General features: G+C 34.7%; 23 protein-coding genes. 22 read left to right on the top strand and 1 reads right to left on the bottom strand.

The window, feature by feature from the left end:
- Window positions 1-18 precede the first annotated feature (18 nt).
- From rplF to ctlX, 18 genes are all read left to right on the top strand, one after another.
- Window positions 19-561: a 50S ribosomal protein L6 gene (gene rplF / locus LQ189_RS02040; RefSeq protein WP_086452755.1), complete on the top strand. Its 543-nt coding sequence runs from the start codon at window positions 19-21 to the stop codon at window positions 559-561.
- An 11-nt stretch (window positions 562-572) separates the two neighbouring features.
- Window positions 573-923, top strand: a complete 351-nt coding sequence (rplR, locus tag LQ189_RS02045; RefSeq protein ID WP_086452754.1) for a 50S ribosomal protein L18 — start codon at window positions 573-575, stop codon at window positions 921-923.
- A 6-nt stretch (window positions 924-929) separates the two neighbouring features.
- Complete coding sequence (rpsE, locus tag LQ189_RS02050; protein ID WP_035668102.1) at window positions 930-1,457, top strand: 30S ribosomal protein S5; 528 nt, start codon at window positions 930-932, stop codon at window positions 1,455-1,457.
- A 12-nt stretch (window positions 1,458-1,469) separates the two neighbouring features.
- Window positions 1,470-1,652, top strand: coding sequence for a 50S ribosomal protein L30 (rpmD, locus tag LQ189_RS02055; protein ID WP_086452753.1), 183 nt, complete (start codon window positions 1,470-1,472; stop codon window positions 1,650-1,652).
- A gap of 11 nt (window positions 1,653-1,663) precedes the next feature.
- Window positions 1,664-2,116, top strand: a complete 453-nt coding sequence (gene rplO / locus LQ189_RS02060; protein WP_086452752.1) for a 50S ribosomal protein L15 — start codon at window positions 1,664-1,666, stop codon at window positions 2,114-2,116.
- Between the two features lie 12 nt (window positions 2,117-2,128).
- Window positions 2,129-3,475, top strand: coding sequence for a preprotein translocase subunit SecY (gene secY / locus LQ189_RS02065; RefSeq protein WP_086452751.1), 1,347 nt, complete (start codon window positions 2,129-2,131; stop codon window positions 3,473-3,475).
- A gap of 3 nt (window positions 3,476-3,478) precedes the next feature.
- Window positions 3,479-3,694 carry a translation initiation factor IF-1 gene (gene infA, locus LQ189_RS02070; RefSeq protein ID WP_007136545.1) on the top strand — a complete coding sequence of 72 codons (216 nt, stop codon included), beginning with the start codon at window positions 3,479-3,481 and terminating at the stop codon, window positions 3,692-3,694.
- A gap of 13 nt (window positions 3,695-3,707) precedes the next feature.
- The gene (gene ykgO, locus LQ189_RS02075) at window positions 3,708-3,824 is read left to right on the top strand and encodes a type B 50S ribosomal protein L36 (RefSeq protein WP_008992256.1); all 117 of its coding nucleotides are present in this window, start codon (window positions 3,708-3,710) and stop codon (window positions 3,822-3,824) included.
- 2 nt (window positions 3,825-3,826) lie between these two features.
- Window positions 3,827-4,201 (top strand): 30S ribosomal protein S13, encoded by a 375-nt coding sequence (gene rpsM, locus LQ189_RS02080; protein ID WP_086452750.1) that lies wholly within the window; start codon window positions 3,827-3,829, stop codon window positions 4,199-4,201.
- An 8-nt stretch (window positions 4,202-4,209) separates the two neighbouring features.
- On the top strand, window positions 4,210-4,593 hold the full coding sequence (gene rpsK, locus LQ189_RS02085; protein WP_024981527.1) for a 30S ribosomal protein S11: 384 nt from the start codon (window positions 4,210-4,212) through the stop codon (window positions 4,591-4,593).
- Between the two features lie 95 nt (window positions 4,594-4,688).
- Window positions 4,689-5,294: a 30S ribosomal protein S4 gene (gene rpsD / locus LQ189_RS02090; RefSeq protein WP_086452749.1), complete on the top strand. Its 606-nt coding sequence runs from the start codon at window positions 4,689-4,691 to the stop codon at window positions 5,292-5,294.
- A gap of 21 nt (window positions 5,295-5,315) precedes the next feature.
- Window positions 5,316-6,308, top strand: coding sequence for a DNA-directed RNA polymerase subunit alpha (locus tag LQ189_RS02095; RefSeq protein WP_086452748.1), 993 nt, complete (start codon window positions 5,316-5,318; stop codon window positions 6,306-6,308).
- 64 nt (window positions 6,309-6,372) lie between these two features.
- The gene (gene rplQ, locus LQ189_RS02100) at window positions 6,373-6,861 is read left to right on the top strand and encodes a 50S ribosomal protein L17 (protein ID WP_086452747.1); all 489 of its coding nucleotides are present in this window, start codon (window positions 6,373-6,375) and stop codon (window positions 6,859-6,861) included.
- Between the two features lie 180 nt (window positions 6,862-7,041).
- Window positions 7,042-8,142: a glutamine-hydrolyzing carbamoyl-phosphate synthase small subunit gene (gene carA, locus LQ189_RS02105; protein ID WP_086452746.1), complete on the top strand. Its 1,101-nt coding sequence runs from the start codon at window positions 7,042-7,044 to the stop codon at window positions 8,140-8,142.
- 244 nt (window positions 8,143-8,386) lie between these two features.
- Window positions 8,387-9,679 (top strand): phosphopyruvate hydratase, encoded by a 1,293-nt coding sequence (gene eno / locus LQ189_RS02110; protein ID WP_158729282.1) that lies wholly within the window; start codon window positions 8,387-8,389, stop codon window positions 9,677-9,679.
- A 156-nt stretch (window positions 9,680-9,835) separates the two neighbouring features.
- Entirely contained in the window at window positions 9,836-11,119 is a 1,284-nt protein-coding gene (locus LQ189_RS02115; RefSeq protein ID WP_086452744.1) for a citrate synthase, read from the top strand.
- A gap of 67 nt (window positions 11,120-11,186) precedes the next feature.
- Window positions 11,187-12,101: a dimethylarginine dimethylaminohydrolase family protein gene (locus LQ189_RS02120; RefSeq protein WP_230154048.1), complete on the top strand. Its 915-nt coding sequence runs from the start codon at window positions 11,187-11,189 to the stop codon at window positions 12,099-12,101.
- Between the two features lie 76 nt (window positions 12,102-12,177).
- Window positions 12,178-13,113 carry a citrulline utilization hydrolase CtlX gene (gene ctlX, locus LQ189_RS02125; RefSeq protein ID WP_230154049.1) on the top strand — a complete coding sequence of 312 codons (936 nt, stop codon included), beginning with the start codon at window positions 12,178-12,180 and terminating at the stop codon, window positions 13,111-13,113.
- A 57-nt stretch (window positions 13,114-13,170) separates the two neighbouring features.
- Here the strand turns inward: ctlX and LQ189_RS02130 are convergent, their stop codons facing one another.
- Window positions 13,171-13,800, bottom strand: coding sequence for a MarC family NAAT transporter (locus tag LQ189_RS02130; RefSeq protein WP_086452741.1), 630 nt, complete (start codon window positions 13,798-13,800; stop codon window positions 13,171-13,173).
- Window positions 13,801-13,947: 147 nt separating this feature from the next.
- Between LQ189_RS02130 and LQ189_RS02135 the strand changes: the two genes are divergently transcribed.
- From LQ189_RS02135 to LQ189_RS02150, 4 genes are all read left to right on the top strand, one after another.
- Entirely contained in the window at window positions 13,948-14,313 is a 366-nt protein-coding gene (locus tag LQ189_RS02135; protein ID WP_230154050.1) for a CoA-binding protein, read from the top strand.
- Between the two features lie 410 nt (window positions 14,314-14,723).
- Window positions 14,724-15,344 carry a recombination mediator RecR gene (gene recR, locus LQ189_RS02140; protein ID WP_086452739.1) on the top strand — a complete coding sequence of 207 codons (621 nt, stop codon included), beginning with the start codon at window positions 14,724-14,726 and terminating at the stop codon, window positions 15,342-15,344.
- A gap of 72 nt (window positions 15,345-15,416) precedes the next feature.
- Window positions 15,417-16,205 (top strand): polysaccharide biosynthesis/export family protein, encoded by a 789-nt coding sequence (locus LQ189_RS02145; protein ID WP_221916374.1) that lies wholly within the window; start codon window positions 15,417-15,419, stop codon window positions 16,203-16,205.
- A 15-nt stretch (window positions 16,206-16,220) separates the two neighbouring features.
- Entirely contained in the window at window positions 16,221-18,668 is a 2,448-nt protein-coding gene (locus LQ189_RS02150) for an exopolysaccharide transport family protein (protein ID WP_221916375.1), read from the top strand.
- The last annotated feature ends 5 nt before the right edge of the window (window positions 18,669-18,673 follow it).

Consider the following 18,673-nt stretch of genomic DNA (forward strand, 5'->3'; position numbering starts at 1 on the left):
TTTAAAGACTATAATAAGATGTCAAGAATAGGTAAAAATCCTATAATAGTTCCTGCAGGTGTTACTGTTGAAGTAGCAAATGGAATTATTACAGTAAAGGGAAAAAACGGTCAACTAACTCAGGAGTTTTCGGACGTTACTGTAACAGTTGAAGATGGTCAAGTTCAAGTTGACAGGTCATCTGATCATAAGGATCAAAGAGCAAAACATGGTTTGTATCGTTCACTTATCAACAACATGATAGTTGGTGTTACAGATGGTTTTACTAAATCATTAGAATTGGTTGGAGTTGGTTATAGAGCTTCAAATCAAGGACAAAAATTAGATTTAGCTCTTGGTTTTTCACACAATATTATTTTAGAGATTGCTCCTGAAGTTACTTTAGAAACTATATCTGAGAAAGGTAAAAACCCAATTGTAAAGTTAACATCATTTGATAAACAACTTTTAGGACAAGTAGCTGCGAAAATTAGAGGTTTCCGTAAGCCAGAGCCATACAAAGGAAAAGGAGTTAAATTCGTGGGTGAAGTATTAAGAAGAAAAGCAGGTAAATCAGCTTAAAAAATAAGATTATGTCATTAACAAAACCTGAAAGAAGACAAAGAATTAGATTCAGAATTAGAAAGACAATTAGTGGTACTGCTACTAATCCAAGACTATCTGTTTTTAGAAGTAACAAAGAAATTTACGCTCAATTAATTGATGATGTAAACGGAGTTACTTTGCTAGCAGCTTCTTCAAGAGAAAAAGAAATAGGTAAGGGTACGAATATTGAAGTTGCTACAGCAGTTGGGAAATTAGTTGCTGAAAAAGCTTTAAAAGCTGGGATAGAAGTTGTAACTTTTGATAGAGGAGGTTACTTATATCACGGGCGTATTAAATCATTAGCAGAAGGCGCGAGAGCGGCTGGACTTAAATTCTAATATAGTATGTCTAATAGTAAATACAAAAATGTAGAGTTGGTAAAACCTAGTGGTCTTGAATTAAAAGATCGTTTGGTGAGTGTAAATCGTGTTACTAAAGTTACAAAGGGTGGTAGAGCTTTTGGTTTTTCTGCTATTGTAGTTGTAGGTGATGAAAACGGTGTTGTTGGTCACGGTTTAGGTAAATCTAAAGATGTTTCTGAGGCTATTGCTAAAGCAGTAGAAGATGCTAAGAAAAATCTAGTAAAGATCCCTTTAAATGGTCAATCTGTACCTCACGAACAAAAAGGTAAATTTGGTGGTGCACGCGTATTTTTAATTCCTGCATCTCATGGTACTGGAGTTATTGCTGGTGGAGCTGTTCGTTCAGTTTTAGAATCAGTTGGTATACATGATGTACTTTCAAAATCACAAGGATCTTCAAATCCACACAACGTGGTAAAAGCAACTTTTGATGCTTTATTACAAATGAGAAGTGCTTACACTGTTGCAAAACAAAGAGGTGTTTCTTTAGAGAAAGTTTTTAAAGGTTAATACAAGGAAATTATGGCTAAATTATTAGTAAAACAAGTTAGAAGCAAAATCAACTGTCCACTTTCACAAAAAAGAGGATTAGAAGCTTTAGGTCTACGTAAAATGGGACAAGTTGTAGCGCATGATTCAAATCCTACAATCCTTGGTATGATAAATAAAGTTAAACACTTAGTTTCTGTTGAAGAAGCTAAATAACAAATACTGTTATGAATTTAAGTAACTTACAACCTGCTGAAGGTTCTACGCACAATCAAAACAAAAGATTAGGTAGAGGAGAAGGTTCTGGAAAAGGTGGTACCTCTGCAAGAGGACATAAAGGAGCAAAATCTCGTTCTGGTTATTCTAAAAAGATTGGTTTTGAAGGAGGGCAAATGCCACTTCAAAGACGTGTACCTAAGTTTGGTTTTACAAACATTAATCGTAAAGATTACGAAGGTGTTAATCTTGATACTCTTCAACTTTTAGTTGAAAATGGAATTGTTCAAGATACCGTTGATATGTCAGTTTATGTTGCTAACCGTTTGGCTACCAAAAATGAGATCGTTAAGATTTTAGGTAGAGGTGAATTGAAAGCAAAATTAAAAGTAACCGCTCACAAATTTACTGCTACTGCAAAAGCTGCTATTGAAGCTGCTGGTGGAGAAGCTATAGTAATGTAATTTTCTGTTAATATGAAGAAATTTATTGAATCAATAGGTAATGTTTGGAAAATTGAAGAACTAAAAAATAGAATTCTAATTACTTTTGGTCTTCTTTTAGTTTATCGTTTTGGTGCTCAAGTGACCTTACCGGGTATTGATGCAACTCAATTGGCTAATTTAGCCGGACAAACCAAAGAAGGAATTGGTTCAATTCTTGACATGTTTACTGGTGGTGCATTTTCTCAAGCTTCTGTTTTTGCACTTGGGATTATGCCATACATTTCTGCATCTATTGTGGTTCAGCTGATGGGAATTGCTATTCCTTATTTGCAAAAACTACAAAGTGATGGAGAGAGTGGTAGAAAAAAAATAAATCAAATTACACGTTGGTTGACAATTGGAATTACTTTAGTTCAAGGTCCTACCTACATCTATAACTTATATAGAACTCTTCCTGGTAATGCTTTTTTATTAGGTTTTAATTCTTTTGAGTTTTTATTCTCTTCTGTTGTAATTCTTGTTACAGGTACCATTTTTGCAATGTGGCTTGGTGAAAAGATTACTGACAAAGGAATTGGTAATGGTATTTCTTTATTGATCATGGTAGGGATACTTGCTAGATTGCCTCAGGCGTTTATGCAAGAGTTCACTTCAAGAGTTTCAAATAACAATGGAGGGCCAATGTTATTGGTTATCGAAATTATTATTTGGTTATTGGTAATTATTAGTTGTGTACTATTAGTTATGGCTGTTCGTAGGATACCTGTTCAATACGCAAGACGTACTACATCAGGTGATTTTGAACAAGACATGATGAATGGTAATAGACAGTGGATACCTTTGAAGCTTAATGCTTCTGGAGTGATGCCAATTATTTTTGCGCAAGCAATTATGTTTATTCCTGCTGCTTTAGCTGGTTTATCTGATTCAGATACTTCACAGTCAATAGTGGGTGCATTTAGTAACATGTTTGGTTTTTGGTATAATTTTGTATTTGCAACTTTAATTATTGTATTTACATTTTTCTATACAGCCATTACGGTTCCAACAAACAAAATGTCTGATGATTTAAAGAGAAGTGGTGGTTTTATTCCTGGTGTTAAACCTGGTGTTGAGACTTCTGACTATCTTGATAAAGTGATGTCTTTAATCACATTCCCTGGGTCAATATTTCTTGCTTTGATCGCTGTGTTCCCTGCGATAATTGTAAGCGTAATGGATGTTCAACAATCTTGGGCAATGTTTTTTGGAGGTACTTCATTAATTATTATGGTTGGAGTAGCCATTGACACTGTACAGCAAATCAATTCATACTTGTTGAATAAGCATTATGATGGATTAATGAAAAGTGGTAAAAATAGAAAAGCAGTAGCTTAATTTATGGCAAAACAATCAGCAATAGAACAAGACGGTTCAATCATTGAAGCATTATCAAATGCAATGTTCCGTGTAGAGTTAGAGAATGGACATATTGTAATTGCACATATTTCTGGTAAAATGCGTATGCATTACATTAAATTATTACCTGGTGATAAGGTGAAACTAGAAATGAGTCCTTACGATTTGTCAAAAGCGAGAATTACTTATAGATATTAAAGGATATTCAAAAATGAAAGTTAGAGCTTCAGTAAAAAAGAGAAGTCCCGAGTGCAAAATTGTGCGAAGAAAAGGGAGATTGTACGTAATAAACAAAAAGAATCCTAGATTTAAACAAAGACAAGGATAATTATGGCAAGAATAGCAGGGGTAGATATCCCAAAAAATAAGAGAGGTGTTATTGCACTAACCTATATCTTCGGATTAGGTAGAAGTAGAGCTGTTGAGATTTTAGAAAAAGCTCAAGTTAGCCAAGACAAAAAAGTTCAAGATTGGAATGATGAAGAGATCGGAGCAATTCGTGACGCGGTATCTACTTTCAAAATTGAAGGTGAATTGCGTTCAGAAGTTTCTTTAAACATCAAACGTTTAATGGATATTGGATGTTACAGAGGTATTCGTCATAGAACTGGTCTTCCTTTAAGAGGACAAAGAACTAAGAACAACTCTAGAACAAGAAAAGGTAAAAGAAAAACTGTTGCTAACAAGAAAAAAGCAACTAAATAATAAGTAATATGGCTAAAGCAACAGCAAAAAAACGTAAAGTTATCGTTGAATCAACGGGTGAAGCTCATATTTCTGCTACCTTCAATAACATTATCATTTCTTTGACTAATAAAAAAGGTGAAGTTATTTCATGGTCTTCAGCTGGTAAAATGGGTTTCAGAGGTTCTAAAAAGAATACTCCGTACGCAGCTCAAATGGCGGCAGAAGATTGTAGTAAAGTAGCTCTTGAAGCTGGACTTAAAAAAGTTAAAGTTTATGTAAAAGGACCAGGAAACGGACGTGAGTCTGCAATTCGTTCTTTACACAATGGTGGTATTGAAGTTACTGAAATTATTGACGTTACTCCAATGCCTCACAATGGATGTCGTCCTCCTAAAAGACGTAGAGTATAATACTCAAAAATAATATTTATAGTATAACCTAGATTGAATTTCGATTATCGAAGGATTTGACCTGAATTCATAATCTCAATCTTAAACAATTTAAAATGGCAAGATATACTGGTCCTAGTACAAGAATAGCTCGTAAATTTGGCGAAGCAATTTTCGGTGATGATAAAGCATTCGAAAAAAGAAATTACCCTCCTGGACAACACGGGATGGCTAAAAAAAGAGGAAAAAAGTCTGAGTATGCTGTTCAGTTAATGGAAAAGCAAAAAGCTAAATATTCTTATGGAATTTTAGAAAAACAATTCAGAAACTTATTCGAAAAAGCATCAGCTACTAAAGGGGTTACTGGTGAAGTTTTATTACAATTATGTGAAGCAAGATTAGATAACGTTGTTTTTAGAATGGGTATTGCTCCTTCTAGAAGAGGTGCTCGTCAAATAGTTTCTCACAGACACGTTACCGTTAATGGTGAAGTTGTAAATATTCCTTCTTACCACCTTAAGCCTGGTGATAAAGTTGCTGTTCGTGAAAAATCTAAATCATTAGAGGCTATCGAACGTTCTTTATCTAATTCAAGTCATGTTTATGAATGGATTACATGGAATAGCGATCTTAAAGAAGGTACTTTTGTATCTGTTCCTGCAAGACTTCAAATTCCAGAAAACATTAAAGAACAATTAATCGTAGAGTTGTACAACAAATAATAATTGACTTAGTCGAAATTTATGGCAATATTTAATTTTCAGAAGCCCGATAAAGTTATCATGATCGATTCAACCGATTTTGAAGGTAAATTTGAATTTAGACCTTTAGAACCAGGATATGGATTGACCGTTGGTAATGCACTTAGAAGAGTTTTGCTTTCTGCATTAGAAGGTTATGCAATTACATCTGTTCGTATTGAAGGTGTAGATCATGAGTTTTCTACTATTTCAGGAGTTGTTGAAGACGTTACCGAAATTATACTTAATCTTAAGCAAGTACGTTTCAAACGTCAAATAGAAGATATAGATAATGAATCAGTTACTATTTCTGTTTCAGGTAAAGATCAGTTAACTGCTGGTGATTTTCAAAAATTTATTTCAGGTTTTCAAGTTCTAAATCCAGATCTTGTAATTTGTAATTTAGATAGCAAAATCAAACTAAATTTCGATTTAACTATCGAAAAAGGTAGAGGTTATGTTCCTGCTGAAGAAAACAAGAAGCAGAATGCTGCAATAGGAACTATTTTTACAGACTCTATTTTTACGCCTGTTAAAAATGTAAAGTATGCTATTGAAAACTTCCGTGTAGAGCAAAAAACAGATTATGAAAAATTAGTTTTTGAAATTAAAACTGATGGTTCTATAAATCCTAAAGATGCGCTTACTGAAGCAGCTAAAGTTTTGATTCATCACTTTATGTTGTTTTCTGATGAAAGAATTACACTCGAGGCTGACGAAATTGCACAAACAGAATCTTATGATGAAGAGTCATTACACATGAGACAGTTGCTTAAAACTAAGCTTGTTGATATGGATCTTTCTGTTAGAGCATTAAATTGCTTGAAAGCGGCTGAAGTTGATACACTTGGTGATTTAGTATCTTTCAATAAAAATGATTTAATGAAATTCCGAAATTTTGGTAAAAAATCTTTAACTGAACTTGATGAACTTGTTGCAGTTAAAAATTTAAACTTCGGTATGGATTTAGCAAAATACAAATTAGATAAAGAATAAACCACTTCGTATTTTGCTCTCCAAAGAGGATTGTAGCAAGATGAAGGTTTAAAAAAAACACGTCATGAGACACGGAAAAAAATTCAATCACTTAAGCAGACAGACAGCTCATAGAAAATCTATGTTAGCTAATATGGCTTGTTCTCTTATTGAGCACAAACGTATTAATACTACTGTTGCTAAAGCAAAAGCGCTTAAACAATTTGTTGAGCCATTAATAACAAAATCTAAAGCGGATACGACTCACAATCGTCGTATTGTTTTTGCTTACTTACGTAGTAAATATGCTGTAACTGATTTATTCAGAGACGTAGCTGCTAAGGTAGGAGACCGTCCAGGTGGATACACACGTATCATTAAAGTTGGAAATCGTTTGGGAGATAATGCTGATATGGCAATGATCGAACTTGTTGATTTTAATGAACTTTACAATGGTGGTAAAAAAGAAGTGAAAAAAGCTAAAAGCCGTCGTGGTGGAAAAGCTAAAAAAGCTGATGAGGCTACTGAAGCTCCTGTTGCTGAAACGGATTCTACTACTGAGACTGCTGAGTAATTATGAAAATAATGATTCAATAAAATCAAGGATAAGCTATTTATAGTTTATCCTTTTTTTTTATCCTTTTTATAATTTTGTAATGATGTTATAAAGGGGTGAATAGTTGTACTTCTTTATGAAGTATTTATTATCAATACATGCTAACTTAGGTTAGTATATTACACAAACACTATACTAATGAAATACACAACACGACAATCTGCAATCCTTTTACTAAGTGATGGAACTATTTTTCATGGGAAATCAATCGGGATTAGTGGAACTACTTTTGGAGAAGTTTGCTTTAATACGGGCATGACTGGATATCAAGAGATTTTTACTGATCCATCATATTTTGGACAGTTAATGGTTACTACCAATGCTCACATTGGTAATTATGGTGTAAATGAAAACGAAGTAGAATCAGAATCTATCAAAATATCTGGTTTGATTTGCAAGAATTTCAGTTTCAATTATTCTCGATCAGATGCTTCAGAAAGTTTGGAAGATTATTTTAAGAAGCAAAATTTGATCTGTATTTCGGATGTAGATACGAGAGCTTTAGTTAACTATATCAGAGATAATGGAGCTATGAATGCTGTGATTTGTACAGATGGAACACCGCTTGAAGATTTAAAAGTAGCTTTGGCTAATGTTCCTGATATGAAAGGATTAGAATTGGCTTCTAAAGTTTCTACGACTGTTCCTTATTTTTATGGAGACGAAAATTCAAAATATAAAATTGCTGCTTTAGATTTAGGTATTAAGAAAAATATTCTACGCAATTTTGCTAAAAGAGATTGCTATATCAAAGTCTTTCCATATGATGCCACTTTTGAGGATTTAAAGTCTTTCAATCCTGACGGTTATTTCCTTTCTAATGGACCTGGAGATCCGGAACCATTAGCAGGAGCTATTCAGGTTGCTAAAGATATTTTAGACGCTAACGCTCCTTTATTCGGTATATGTTTAGGGCACCAAATTATTGGTTTGGCGAATGGTATTTCGACCTATAAAATGTTTAATGGGCATAGAGGGATCAATCATCCTGTTAAAAACTTAATTACTGGAAAAGGTGAAATTACTTCGCAAAATCATGGTTTTGCAGTTAGTAAAGAAGATCTTGACTCAAATGATGCGGTGGAAATCACACATGTACACCTTAACGACGGAACGGTTGCAGGTATGCGTATGAAAAACAAGAATTGTTTTTCAGTTCAATACCATCCTGAGGCTAGTCCGGGACCGCATGATTCTTCTTACTTATTTGATCAATTTGTTGATAACTTAAAAAGATAGATTCAATTTTTGCTGATAAATAAGAAACGGGTTTGACATTTAAAAAGTCAAACCCGTTCCTTGTTTCGTACATTCAGTTAGAGACTATAAATACAAGAATTTGACTTGTTATGCTATTCTAGTTATTAAATTGATTCTTTGGAAATCAAATTATAACGTTTTCGTTAATAACATTCAGTATTTTCATAAAATCATTCCAAAACTTAGAATATATTTGTAATGTAAAATTTAAAAAATTCAGTTTATGAGTATTATTATAAAAATTCACGCGAGACAAATTTTTGATTCAAGAGGTAACCCTACTATTGAGGTAGATGTAATTACAGATAATGGTGTATTGGGTAGAGCTGCAGTTCCATCAGGAGCTTCAACCGGAGAGCATGAAGCTGTTGAGTTACGAGATGGTGGTAAAGCGTATCTTGGAAAAGGAGTTATGAATGCAGTGAACAATGTAAATACTGTAATTGCTGAAGAACTTGTTGGTGTTTCTGTATTTGAACAAAATCAGATTGATCAAATGATGATAGACTTAGACGGAACTCCTAATAAATCTAGTTTGGGTGCCAATGCTATTCTTGGTGTTTCTTTGGCTGTAGCCAAAGCAGCGGCAAATGAACTTGGATTGCCATTATATCGTTACGTGGGTGGTGTTTCTGCGAATACTTTACCGGTACCAATGATGAACATTATCAATGGAGGTTCACATTCTGATGCTCCTATTGCATTTCAAGAGTTTATGATTTTCCCGGTGAAAGCAACTACTTTTTCACAAGCCATGCAAATGGGAACGGAGATTTTTCATAGTTTAAAAAAGGTTTTACATGATAGAGGTCTTTCAACAGCTGTAGGGGATGAAGGTGGTTTTGCACCAAATCTTGCTGGCGGAACAGAGGATGCTTTGGATACCATTAAAAAAGCAGTTGAAGCTGCGGGTTATTCTTTTGGCGATGAAATCATGATCGCTTTAGATTGTGCTGCTGCAGAATTTTATGTAAACGGAAAATACGATTACTCAAAGTTTGAAGGTGAGACAGGTAAAGTAAGAACATCTGCTGAGCAAGTTGAATATTTAGCCGAATTGGTTGCTAAATATCCAATTATATCTATTGAGGATGGTATGGATGAAAACGATTGGGACGGTTGGAAATTGCTTACCGAAAAAATAGGTGACAAAGTGCAATTGGTTGGGGATGATTTGTTTGTAACTAATGTAGAGCGTTTGTCAACAGGTATTGAAAAAGGTATTGCAAATTCAATTTTGATTAAAGTAAATCAAATTGGAACTTTAACAGAAACGATTGCTGCTGTAAATATGGCCAAGAATGCAGGGTATACCTCGGTAATGTCACACCGTTCTGGAGAGACAGAGGATAATACTATTGCTGACTTAGCTGTAGCATTAAACTGTGGACAAATTAAAACAGGATCGGCATCTAGATCTGATCGTATGGCAAAATACAACCAATTGTTACGCATTGAAGAAGAATTGGGTACATCTGCCTATTTTCCTGGAAAGAATGCTTTTAAAATAAAATAATAGCTTTTTTGCTAAATGATGGGAAGCCATTCACATTTTGTGAATGGCTTTTTGTATAATATTTAACAATTTCATTCCGGTATTCTCTTTTTAATTAGTGTTAATTTTCATAGATTTGGGAAATTATTATTTTAAAAGTTTATTTCCAATTATATTATGTCAAAAATAGCCACATTAGAGATTGATGGAAAAAAGTTTGAACTTCCTGTTGTAGTAGGTAGTGAGAATGAAGTTGCCATTGATATTAACAAATTACGTGATTTATCTGGTATCATTACTATTGATCCAGGATACAAAAATTCAGGATCTTGTAAAAGTGATATTACTTTTCTTGATGGAGAATTAGGAATTCTTCGTTATAGAGGATATGCTATTGAAGATCTTGCAGATAAAGCTGATTTTCTTGAGGTATCATATCTTTTAATTTTTGGAGAATTACCAAGTAAAGAACAGTTGGCTCAGTTTGAAACGGATATTAGAAAATATACCTTGGTAAACGAAGAGATGAAAAACATCATCGACGGTTTTCCAAAAACAGCTCACCCAATGGGTGTTTTATCTGCTTTAACTAGTGCTTTGACAGCATTTAACCCTAAATCGGTAAATGTTGACAATGAAAAAGAAATGTATGAAGCGGTTTGTAAAACCATGGGGAAATTCCTTGTGATTGCAACTTGGACGTACAGAAAAAGCATGGGCTATCCTTTGAATTATTATGATAATACGAAAGGATACGTTGAGAATTTCATGCATTTGATGTTTGAATTACCTACAGAGCCTTACAAAGCAAATCCAATTGTTATTGATGCGTTAGATAAATTATTTATTCTTCACGGAGATCACGAGCAAAATTGTTCTACTTCTACAGTAAGAATGGTAGGTTCTTCTCATGCAGGTTTATTTGCTTCTATCTCAGCTGGAGTATCAGCATTATGGGGTCCGTTACATGGTGGTGCTAATCAAGCAGTACTTGAAATGCTAGAAGAAATTCACGCAACCGGTGGTGATGCTGATAAGTATATGGCTAAAGCCAAAGACAAAAATGATCCATTCCGTTTGATGGGATTTGGTCACAGAGTGTATAAAAACTTTGATCCAAGAGCTAAAATCATCAAAAAAGCAGCTAATGAAGTTTTAGCAACTTTAGGAGTTGAAGATCCAATTCTTGCTATTGCTAAAAAACTAGAAGAGGCAGCGCTAGAAGACGAGTATTTCAAATCTAGAAATTTATACCCTAACGTAGATTTTTATTCTGGAATTATTTACAGAGCTTTAGGTATTCCTACAGATATGTTCACGGTAATGTTTGCCATAGGACGTTTGCCAGGATGGATTGCACAATGGAAAGAAATGCGTGAAAATAAAGAACCTATTGGTAGGCCAAGACAAGTTTATACAGGTCATCCATTACGTGATTTTGTTACCGCAGATAAAAGATAAAAACACTTTAAAAGCTTCACTATTTAGTGAAGCTTTTTTTTATATTTGCTAAAAAGGGAAAACACACATGTTACCAATTAATGTTAAAAATGAAACAGCAAGACTCCGTGCTGTAGTACTGGGATCAGCACTTCACAATGGACCGACTCCCACAGCAGAAGAAGCTTATGATCCAAAATCGCTAGAGCATATTCTAGCCGGTACCTATCCACTTGAGCAGGACATGATACAGGAAATGGATGCTTTCAAGCAGGTGTTGGAAAAGTATGACGTACAGGTGTATCGACCTGAAATGATTGAGAATTACAACCAAATTTTTACTAGAGATATTGGTTTTGTGATCGAAAACACTTTTGTCAAGTCTAATATTTTGCCAGATAGGGAGCGAGAGCTCGATGCAATTCAATATGTAATTGATCAAATAAAACCAGAAAATGTTGTACGACCACCAGAAGAAGTGCATATAGAAGGCGGTGATGTTATGTTGTGGAACGATTATATTTTTATTGGAACTTATAAAGGAAGTGATTATAAAGATTACATTACGGCAAGAACCAATGCGCAAGGAGTTCAGTATATTAGAGATTTATTTCCAAATAAGATTGTCAAAGAATTCGATTTGGTTAAATCAAAAATTGAAGCTCGAGACAATGCCTTACATTTGGATTGTTGTTTTCAACCTTTGGGAAATAATAAAGGAATTATCTACAAAAACGGGTTTAGAGAAGAAGCCGATTATATGTTTCTTGTAGATCTTTTTGGTAAAGAAAATCTTTTTCATTTAACCCGCGAAGAAATGTACCACATGAACTCCAATGTTTTTTCAATTGATACTCGTGTTGTAGTTTCGGAAAGGAATTTTACGAGACTCAACAATTGGCTTCGAGAAAACGGCTTTACAGTAGAAGAAATTCCTTATGCCGAGATTGCAAAACAAGAAGGCTTGTTGCGATGCTCGACCTTACCTTTAATTAGAGAATAAATATTTGTTTTGAAGTTTAAAGTGAAACAGATTGCAATATTCAACTTTAAACAACTCAACTTTAAACTAAAAATACATGAAACAAACTACCAATTCCATCTTGATGATTAGGCCCGTAGCATTTAGAATGAACGAGCAAACGGCTGTGAATAATTACTATCAAAAAGTGCTAGATGGCTTATTACCGGCAACTGTAAATGCGAAAGCACAGCAAGAATTTGATGATTTTGTAGCCAAATTGGTTGCTGCAGGTATAGATGTTACCGTAGTTAACGATACGCTAGATCCAGATACGCCAGATAGTATTTTTCCAAACAACTGGATATCTTTTCATGAAAATGGGGATGTAGCATTATATCCAATGTTTGCTGAGAACAGACGTCAAGAACGCCGTGAGGATTTATTAGACCTGTTAGAAGATAAAGGTTTTGTCATACACAATATAGTAGATTACACATCAGCAGAAGAGGATGGTTTTTTCTTAGAAGGTACGGGTAGTATTCTTTTGGATAGAACCAATTCTAAAGCGTATTGTGCTTTATCACCTCGTGCAGATGAGGAGCTGTTTATTGAGTTCTGTGAAGATTTTGATTATGCTCCAGTTCTTTTTGAAGCGTTTCAGACTGTTGATGGCGAAAGAAAATTGATTTACCATACCAATGTCATGATGTGTTTGGGCGAAACCTTCGCAGTGATTTGTGCGGATTGCATAGACGACAAAAAAGAACGCAAAATGGTTTTGGATAATTTAAAAGAAAACAATAAAGAGATTGTCTTAATAACAGAAGATCAAATGAATAGTTTTGCAGGGAACATGCTTGAAGTGCAAGGAACTGCTGGTAAAAGATTCTTGATTATGAGTGCTGCTGCTCATCAAGCGCTTACAGAGAAGCAGGTGGCGCAACTAGAAAAGCATGCTACAATACTGAGTTCAAGTCTAGATACCATTGAAGCTTGTGGTGGCGGAAGCGCCCGATGTATGATGGCTGAGATTTTCTTGCCAAGAAGCTAAAAAAAACACACTTTAAAAAAGAAGCGGATTATTCACTGAATAATCCGCTTCATATTTTTATGAAAGATTCACTTTGATGATGTTAATGATGGCGCTTACAATGTATTGTATCCCAATGGCGATTACAATAAAGCCTACAATTCTGGAAATAGCAATAATCCCAGAAGCACCTAATATTTTGGCAAGGTAATGGGCGCTGCGTAAGATGATAAAAATAGTTACTGCAATGGCTAAAATAGCTAGCGTAGAAATAATGATTTCTGTGGTGCTGTTGTGTTCTTGATAAAAAGCAATCAGGAGCGATATGGATCCTGGGCCTGCCAGCATAGGGATGGCAAGTGGGGTTAGTGCAATATCGTTTCGCTGTTGCGCTTCCGTTTCGGCTTTTTTGTTGATACCTCGTTTTTTGGTAAACTTACCAGAGAGCAATGAAAATCCAGAACTTACAATGATAAGGCCTCCTGCAATGCGAAGGGCATCAATGCTGATTCCAAAAAAAAGCAAAACATATTGTCCGATAAAAAAAGAAACTATTAATATGATGAAAACGTTTATGGCTGTCCATAAAGAAATACGCGAGCGTTCTTTTTTGGGGTCATTTTGAGTCAGGCCTACAAATATAGGAACCGTACCTATAGGATTTAATACAGAGAAAAGCGCGACAAAAAGATAAATAAAGAGATCCATAATTGTTGTTTAGTACCACAAAAATACTCATTTTTTGTTTGGGACTGTTACCGCAATGTTTTTTTATTGCACCGTAACAATTACCATAATCACTACATAAGGTGAACCTTTTTGCTTACTTTTGTCACTCATAAAAGGATGATAAGGATGAAGAATAAAAAAACATTGGTACTGGGTGCCACGACCAAAACGGATCGTTACGCGTTCAAAGCAGTACAGAAGTTAGTTGAAAAAGGACATTCAGTACTAGCAGTAGGACAAAATGCAGGAGAAGTAGCTGGAATCAAAATCCAAACGAAAGCCATTCCACTTAAAAACATAGACACTGTTACGTTATATCTTAACCCAACACGTCAACGCGATTATTACAATTATATAGTTGAGGCACAACCCAAACGTGTCATTTTTAATCCAGGAACAGAGAATCCCGAGTTTTACCAGTTGTTACAATTGAACAATATTAAGGTTGAAGTGGCTTGTACATTGGTTTTATTGGCTACCAATCAGTACTAATAGTCGCAAGTTATATTGATTTTAATTAGTTAATCGGTTACGGAATTTTTTTTAATCAAAAAGAGAGCTTTTTGCCGTACATTTCAAGTCTTAAGATTGTATCGTTCCGGTTTATCCCTTAGTACGAAATTAAATTAAGTCTTTAAAAAGACTATTGTTTACATAAAGGGTATAGAAACTACTTATTGTCTATTTCCGTTTTTTTTGGCTTTAAGCCAATGCGACGCTGTCATAAACTGTCAACAGTAGGATATTGTGAAATGGAATGTAAGGGCAGGTTTTATATTTTTTTTGTAAAGTTTTTGACTGTGTGTTCCTGGAGAAATAAAACCTTCAATATAGCTTGATCAATGTTTAGGAATTGGGAATAATGGCGCGGAACAAATAAACAAATTGCTACATTTGCAGGTATGGAATTTTCATCAAAACTTTTAGAAAAGGCAGTCAACGAAATGTCGCAACTTCCGGGAATTGGTAAGCGAACGGCATTGCGATTGGTCTTGCATTTGTTAAAACAGCCTAAGGAGCAAACTGGATTTTTGGCGCAAGCCCTACTTTCAATGAGGCAAGATATCAAATACTGTGTGAGTTGTAATAACATTTCGGATAGTGATCTGTGTGAGATTTGCTCTAATAGTAGTAGAAATCACCACGTGATTTGTGTGGTAGAGGACATTAGAGATGTTATGGCTATTGAAAACACGAATCAGTTTAGGGGTATTTATCATGTTTTGGGTGGAAAAATTTCTCCTATTGATGGTGTAGGTCCCAGCCAGTTGCACATTACAGCATTAGTTGAAAAAGTCAAATCGGGAGCAGTACAGGAAATTATATTTGCCTTGAGCTCTACTATGGAAGGGGATACAACCAATTTTTATATTTTCAAGCAAATTGCATCGAGCAATATTATAGTATCAACGATTGCTAGAGGGATAGCTGTGGGTGATGAGTTAGAATATGCTGATGAAGTGACGTTGGGACGCAGTATTTTACATCGAGTACCTTTTGAGAAATCATTAAAAAATAATTAATAAACGCAATCCCATAAGGAGGCTTTTTATATCGTAAATGAAAAGCTATATTTGTGGATAAAAATAGTAATAATGAACAAATTTGTAGGCTGTTTAATATTGTTAGTCAGTGTTTTGATGACGTCATGCATCTCTACGCAAGATTTAATTTATTTGCAAAAAAAAGACGGATCAGTAGAAGTTCCTATTGCTATGGTGGCTTCTAAACCGTACCGTTTACAAGTAAATGATGTATTGAGCATTTCTATAAAAACCATTGATCCAAAGCTAGCATCTATTTTTACGATTGCAAATGATGGGGGAAAACCAAGTCAGTCCGATACAGGCTTGTATTTTGATGGATTTACGGTAGATGACCATGGAAACATTCGTATCCCGGTTTTGGGAGAGCTAAATGTTATTGGGTACACCCTTGATGACATTCGACTTCGAATAGAGAAACAACTTTTATCCGACTATTTTACTAAAGAAGCTAATGTGTTTGTAACTGTAAAATTAGCAGGTTTGCGTTTTACTATGAATGGAGAAATAGGTGCTCCGGGTACCAAAATATTATTTCAAGAGCAGGTAAATATTATGGAAGCCATTGCTAATGCTGGGGATATTACCATAACGGGAGACAGGAAGGCTGTTACTGTAATCCGAAAAACGCCTACCGGAGTACAAATGGCTGATATTGATCTTACGGATATTAATGTCATGCAATCTCCTTATTTTTATTTGCAACCCAATGACTATATTTATGTCAAACCGCTCAAACAGAAAACCTGGGGTACCGGGAAAACAGGTATAGAATCCTTAGGGACAATCATAACCTTGTTGTCATTAGCAACAACTACTTTTTTATTGTTAAGAAATTAATTAGGTACAAGATACATGTTAGATATTAAGGATTTTTCAATTTTCGAAAACCAAGTCAGTTTTGATTTTAAAGGCTTTCTGATTAAAATTGGCAGTTATTGGCGTTGGTTTTTAATCAGTCTAGCCATCGCATTGACTATTGCTTATCAAGTCAACATTCGAAAAGAGAAAATCTATGGCATGGAAACCATGATTGCCATCAAAGAAGAAAGTAATCCTTTGTTTACCTCAAATACGAGTTTGGTATTTAATTGGGGAGGCACCTCAGATCAAGTACAAACCATTGCCACTACACTGCAATCAAGATCTCACAATGAGCTCGTTGTAGATCAATTGCAGTACTATATTAGTTATTTAGTTCAAGGAGAATATAATTTTACAGATGCCTACGGAGCAGTTCCTTTTTTTGTACGTATTGACAAAACCAAAGGACAACTGGCAGGTCAACGAATCGGTATTAAATTTTTGACTGAGAATGAATATGAAATCAAAATTCCTTTTGAAAACACAAGCGTAGGGGTTATTCAATACGATACCCACACGTATGGCAATACTAATGTAGTTGCGGGTGAGTTTGTAAAGCGATATAAAGTAGGACAAAAAGTAGTTTTGCCTTTCCTCAACTGGCAATTGGAACTAAATGAAAATCCAGGAATGTACAAGGGAAATGAATACTTTGTTCAATTCAATGATTTTGACGGAACAGTTTCTGCATACAAAGGAATTAACGTTCAAACCAATGAAAAAGCAGGGTCAATTATTACTTTGAGCATGCAAGGAACTAATAAAGTCCGCTTGGTTGAATATTTGAATGCTACAGTCAAGATGTTAATTAAAAGACAGTTGGATAGCAAAAATAAATTTGCAACCAATACAATTGCTTTCATCGACAGTACTTTGATAGCCATGGAGTCTCAACTGAAAGAAACAGGCAATGAGTTGAAATCATTTCGAAAAGGTAAAAATATTTACGATGTTGAGGATGGAGGGACTAAGTTTTCGGAACAAATTTTAGAATACGATGTTAGGAAGGATGAAATCAATCGTAAGATTGTTTATTACAATTCCCTTAAATCGTATTTAAATAGCAGTGTGAATTACGCAAAACTACCAGCACCATCTGTGGCAGGAATTGATGATCCTAACATAGTAGTAAATGTTTCCAAATTAATTGCTTTGTCTACACAAAGGTCTGAGATGGCCTATGCGGTAAAAAGCGAGAAGATTTTTCAAGAGTTTGATATCCAAATGGAAGCTATAAAAAAAGTACTGCTAGAAAATATTATCACAGCTAAATCTTCTTTACAATATGATTTGGCTTTAGTAAGCAGTAAGATCAATGCCACAGAAGGTACTATCAAAAAACTACCCGATGACCAACAAGAGCTTATAAAAATAAAAAGAAAGTATGACTTAAGTGATAACATATACAATACTTTTTTACAAAAACGTTCTGAGGCAGATATTGTAAAAGCAGCCAACTTATCAGACATTCATTTTATTGATCCTGCTAAAGATGTAGGTGGCGGATTAGTGGGTCCTAAAACATCTGTAAATTATATTTTGGCACTTTTCCTTGGAATCCTGATTCCGTTAATAGCCGTTTTTTTTATTTTCTTTATTAATGATGCAATTCAAAATAGCGATGATGTTAATAAGATGACTAAGATCCCATTGATAGGAGTGGTTGGGGTTAATAAAGAGAAATCTAACTTGGCAGTTTTTGACAAACCAAAATCAGCATTGTCAGAATCCTTTAGGGCCATTCGATCTTCTTTGCAGTTTTTGTACAAACAACAAAATGTAGATGGTGCTAAAACGTTGATGATTACCTCTTCCATAAGTGGTGAAGGAAAAACGTTTTGTTCCATAAACATCGCTACGGTTTTTGCTTTGAGCGAAAAAAAGACCGTTATAATTGGATTGGATTTACGTAAACCTAGACTTGCAACAGAGTTTAATTTGTCAAATGATGTAGGGGTAGTGAATTACATTATCAAACAAAAATCAATTCAAGAGATTGTCAATAAAACGCACATACCTTATTTAGATGTAATATTATCTGGACCAATACCGCCTAACCCTTCAGAAATGATCATAAGTCAGGGAATGGAGGACTTGATTAACGCCTTGAAGCAAGAATACGATTATATAATATTGGATACGCCACCAGTAGGATTAGTTTCGGATGCGCTTGAATTAGCACAATATTGTGATGTTACTTTATATATCGTTCGTCAAAATTACACTAAAAAAGACATGATTGCTTTATTGAATAACCGCATTAAGCGCGGGGAATTGAACAATACAAGTATCATCTTAAACGGTCAAGAAAACAAAGCTAAATACGGAACAGGCTATGGCTACGGTTATGGCTCTTATGATAAATCTTATTATGAAGAGGAAAAGCCGAAAAGTTGGTTCCAAAAAATAAAAGACATTGCCAAAAAGAACAACGTATAATAGCA

The sequence above is a fragment of the Flavobacterium sp. CECT 9288 genome (assembly GCF_918731615.1).
Taxonomy (GTDB): Bacteria; Bacteroidota; Bacteroidia; order Flavobacteriales; family Flavobacteriaceae; genus Flavobacterium.